The following is a 4,076-nucleotide window of genomic DNA, read 5'->3' as shown; positions in this document are numbered from 1 at the left end:
CGTCCGCGCATCGTCCGGGCTTCTCTATCTCGCCCCGGGTGGGTCTCTATCTCGGCGGGGGCGGTTCTCTATCTCGCGGGTCGGCCGGTCAGGTCAGGCGTCGACGGCCTGCGCGGCGAGGGCGCGCTCGGTGCCCGCGAGCTGCTCGACGACCATGCGGCGCAGCGCGGCGGGGGCGTCGGCGTGGGCGTCGAGCCAGCCGCGGACGGCGTCGCGCAGCGCGGCCGACGCGAGCGGCGCCGGGTAGAGGCCCTCGATGAGCTCCTCCGCGATGTGGTAGCTGCGCGTGGTCCAGATCGGCAGCAGCGCGTCGACGTAGCGGGCGGCGAACGGCTCCAGCACGGCCGGGTCGGTCACGTGCACGAAGCCGGCGGCGGTGGAGCGGATGATCGCGTTCGGCACGTCCGTCCGGTCGACGACGGACGCGAACGCGGCCTCCTTGCCCGCCACGGTCGGCGTCGCGGCGCGCGCCCGGGCGGCGGCCTGCCGGCCGGTGGCGGTGTCGTCCTGCGCGAGGGCGGCGTCGATCTCCGCGCCCTCGGCCGCGCCGAGCAGCACGAGGCTCTCCAGCAGCTCCCACCGCAGGTCGGTGTCCACGGTGAGCCCGTCGAGGGCCACCGACCCGTCGAGCAGGCCGCGCAGCGGGGCGGCGTGGTCCGGCGTCGACGCGAGCTGCGCGAAGAACTTCACGAGCTGCAGCTGCAGGTCGGAGCCCGCGGCCGCCTCCTGCGCGAGGGCCCAGAGCCGGTCGGCGATGCGCGCCAGGGTGGCGGCGCGGCGCTCGGGCGCCACGTACGACCGGGCGGCCAGGCCGAGCTGGTTCAGCGTGGTGCGCACCGTCGTCGACTCCGTCTCGGCGGCGATGTTGCCGAGCACGAGGTCCACGTACGCCGACGCCGGGGTCTCGCCGTCGCGCACCGCGTCCCACACGGAGCCCCACACGAGGGAGCGGGCCAGCGGGTCGGAGATCCGCGACAGGTGCTCCACGGCCGCCGCGAGCGACGCCTCGTCGAGGCGGATCTTCGCGTACGCGAGGTCCTCGTCGTTGAGCAGGACGAGCGCGGGGCGCTCGCGGCCCACGAGGTCCGCGACCTCGGTGCGCTCGCCGTCGACGTCGATGACGACCTGGTGCGTGCGCGTCAGCGCCCCGTCGACCAGGTCGTAGAAGCCGATGCCGAGGCGGTGCGGGCGGATGGTCGGGTAGTCGGCCGGGGCCGACTGCAGGACCGCGAAGCCGGTGATGCGGCCCTCGGCGTCGACCTCGATCTCCGGGCGCAGCGTGTTCACGCCCGCGGTCTCCAGCCACGCCTTCGACCAGGCCGTCAGGTCGCGGCCGCTGGTCGCCTCGAGCTCGACCAGCAGGTCGCGCAGCTCGGTGTTCGACCACGCGTGCTTGCGGAAGTACGCGGAGACGCCGGACAGGAACTCGTCCCGCCCGACCCACGCCGCGAGCTGCTTGAGCACCGAGGCGCCCTTGGCGTAGGTGATGCCGTCGAAGTTGACCTGCACGTCCTCGAGGTCGCGGATCTCCGCGACGATCGGGTGCGTGGAGGGCAGCTGGTCCTGGCGGTACGCCCACGTCTTCTCCATCGCGGAGAACGTGGTCCAGGCGGCCTCCCACTCGGTGGCCTCGGCGGTGGCGAGCGTGGACGCGTACTCGGCGAACGACTCGTTCAGCCAGAGGTCGTTCCACCACTTCATCGTGACGAGGTCGCCGAACCACATGTGGGCCAGCTCGTGCAGGATGGTCACGACGCGGCGCTCGCGGACGGCGTCGGTCACCTGGGAGCGGAAGACGTAGGACTCGGTGAAGGTGACGCAGCCCGGGTTCTCCATCGCGCCCATGTTGTACTCGGGCACGAAGAGCTGGTCGTACTTGTCGAACGGGTACGGCACGCCGAACGTCGACTCGTAGAACGCGAAGCCCTTGCGGGTGGTCTCCATGATGTAGTCCGCGTCCAGGTGCTCGGCGAGCGAGGAGCGGCAGAAGACGCCGAGGGGGATGGTGCGTCCGTCGGACGACGTGAGCTCGCCGCGCTGCACGGCGTACGGGCCGGCGACGAGGGCCACGAGGTAGGACGAGATGCGCGGCGTCGGCTCGAACGCCCACGTCGCGGCCGGGACGTCGGCGTCCGTCGCGTGCGTGGCCGGCGTCGGCTCCGGCGTCGGCTGGTTGGACACGACCTGCCAGGCCGCGGGGGCCGTGACCGTCACCTGGTAGGGCGCCTTGAGGTCGGGCTGCTCGAAGGTCGCGAAGACGCGGCGGGCGTCCGGCACCTCGAACTGGGTGTAGAGGTAGACCTCGCCGTCCACGGGGTCGACGAAGCGGTGCAGGCCCTCGCCGGTGTTCATGTAGGCGCAGTCGGCGACGACGCGCAGCTCGTTCGTCGCGGCCAGGCCGGTCAGCGCGATGCGCGAGTCGGCGAACACCTCGGACGGGTCCAGGGCGACGCCGTTGAGCACGACCTCGCGCACGGTGGGCGCGACGAGGTCCACGAACGTGCTCCCGCCCGGGGTGGCGGAGAACCGGATGACGGTGGTGGACGCGAACGTGGTCGGTCCGGTGGTGAGGTCGAGGTCGACGGCGTACGACTCGACGTCGGTGACGACGTCGGCGCGCTCGATCGCCTCGGCGCGGGTCAGGTTCTCTCCGGGCACGGGTTCTCCCTCGTCTCAGGTGATGCAGCGTGGTGCAGCGCGTGATGGGCGCGCCGGCTCGCGCACGATGATGCCACCTCGGGCCTGCTACGCCGCACGGGATTCCCGGCCCCCGGTGCGTGCGGGGCGGGGGCGGGTTCGACCGCCGAGACCCGATCGTGACATCCTGCCCGGTGCGTCGCCGCCGCGTGAGTTCCCGCCACCCGGCGTGCGACGCCCGAGGAATGACTGGAGGGAGTCCAGATGTCCGGCACCGTTCCGCCGCCCCCGCCGGGGTCCGACGGCAGGCCGTCGACCGCGCCGTCGACAGTGCCGCCGTCCCTGCCGCCGGCCGTGCCGTCGACGTCGCCGGGCGGCGGGGTGCGCCGCGTCGCGTCCGCGTACCAGCGGCCCACGGCCGCCGACCCGCTGGCCGAGGTGCCGCTGCAGCAGGTCACGGCGCCGGCCGCCGCCACGCCCCCCGCCGGGGCGACGACCGTGCACGCCCCCGTGCCCCCGCCGCCGGAGGCGGGAGCCACGGCGCAGGCGCCGCAGCAGCCCGCGTTCCCGCCGGCCGCCCAGCACACCCAGCAGATGCCGCCGGCCGTGCCGTCCGCTCAGCAGCCCGCGCCCTACCCGCCGGCGTACGGCGCCCAGCCCAACTACGCGCCCCAGCCGGCCTACTCCCCGGCCTCCGCCGCGACGGCGACGCAGGTGCAGCAGCCGGTCTACGCGCAGGCCGCCCCGCAGGCCCCCGCCGGGTACGCCGCCCCGGCCGGGTACTCCGCGCCGGCGGCGGTCGGCGCGCCACCGCCCCCGCCCGCCGCGCCGCGCCGGCGGCGTCGGCTCTCGGCCGGGTGGATCGCGTTCATCGCCGTCGATGCGGTGCTCATCGTGACGATGGTGGTGCTCGCCGTGCAGATGTTCGGCGCGCCGTCGCCCACCGCGCCGCAGGCGGGCGGTGCCCCCGCGGCCTCGCAGGAGCCGTCGGCGTCGCCGTCCGAGGACGCTCCGATGCAGGGCGAGGTGCTGGCGCACTTCGCGGCGCCCTCCCAGAACATCACGTGCTCGATCTACGCCGACGGGGCGTCCTGCGGGATCGCGCAGCTCAACCAGCAGCCGGCACCGATGGAGGGCTGCGACGGGACTACCGGGTACGTGGTGACGGTCGACGGCGACGGGAAGGTCGCGCAGCCGTGCGTCCCGAAGGACGAGCAGCCGCAGACCGCCGGTGACGACGTCGACGTCCTGGAGTACGGCGACTCGATCACCGAGGGCGACTACACGTGCTCCAGCGAGGACACCGGGATGTCGTGCACGCACGACCCGAGCGGCAACGGCTTCTCCCTCGCCCGGGCGGGCATCGGCACGAGCTGAGCGCGCGGCGCTCGGCCTCGCCCGGACTCGACGCCCGGACGGACGCCCGGACACGACGAAGC

Annotated in this window: 2 protein-coding genes; one reads left to right on the top strand and one right to left on the bottom strand. The window is 74.3% G+C overall.

Features of this window, described 5'->3' with window-relative positions:
* Nucleotides 1-93: 93 nt before the first annotated feature.
* Entirely contained in the window at nucleotides 94-2,658 is a 2,565-nt protein-coding gene (pepN, locus tag ACFUVW_RS20005) for an aminopeptidase N (protein ID WP_430573047.1), read from the bottom strand.
* Between the two features lie 243 nt (nucleotides 2,659-2,901).
* Between pepN and ACFUVW_RS20000 the strand changes: the two genes are divergently transcribed.
* Nucleotides 2,902-4,014 carry a hypothetical protein gene (locus ACFUVW_RS20000; RefSeq protein WP_430573046.1) on the top strand — a complete coding sequence of 371 codons (1,113 nt, stop codon included), beginning with the start codon at nucleotides 2,902-2,904 and terminating at the stop codon, nucleotides 4,012-4,014.
* Nucleotides 4,015-4,076 lie beyond the last annotated feature (62 nt).

It is taken from the genome of Isoptericola sp. NPDC057391 (assembly GCF_042668085.1).
GTDB lineage: Bacteria > Actinomycetota > Actinomycetes > Actinomycetales > Cellulomonadaceae > Isoptericola.
The sequence above is the reverse complement of the archived record's forward strand: the minus strand, read 5'-3'. Positions and strand labels throughout refer to the sequence as shown.

What these genes read in the sequence shown, in the direction of transcription:
- ACFUVW_RS20000 (WP_430573046.1), top strand. Translation starts at nt 2,902, where the DNA reads ATGTCCGGCACCGTTCCGCCGCCCCCGCCGGGGTCCGACGGCAGGCCG.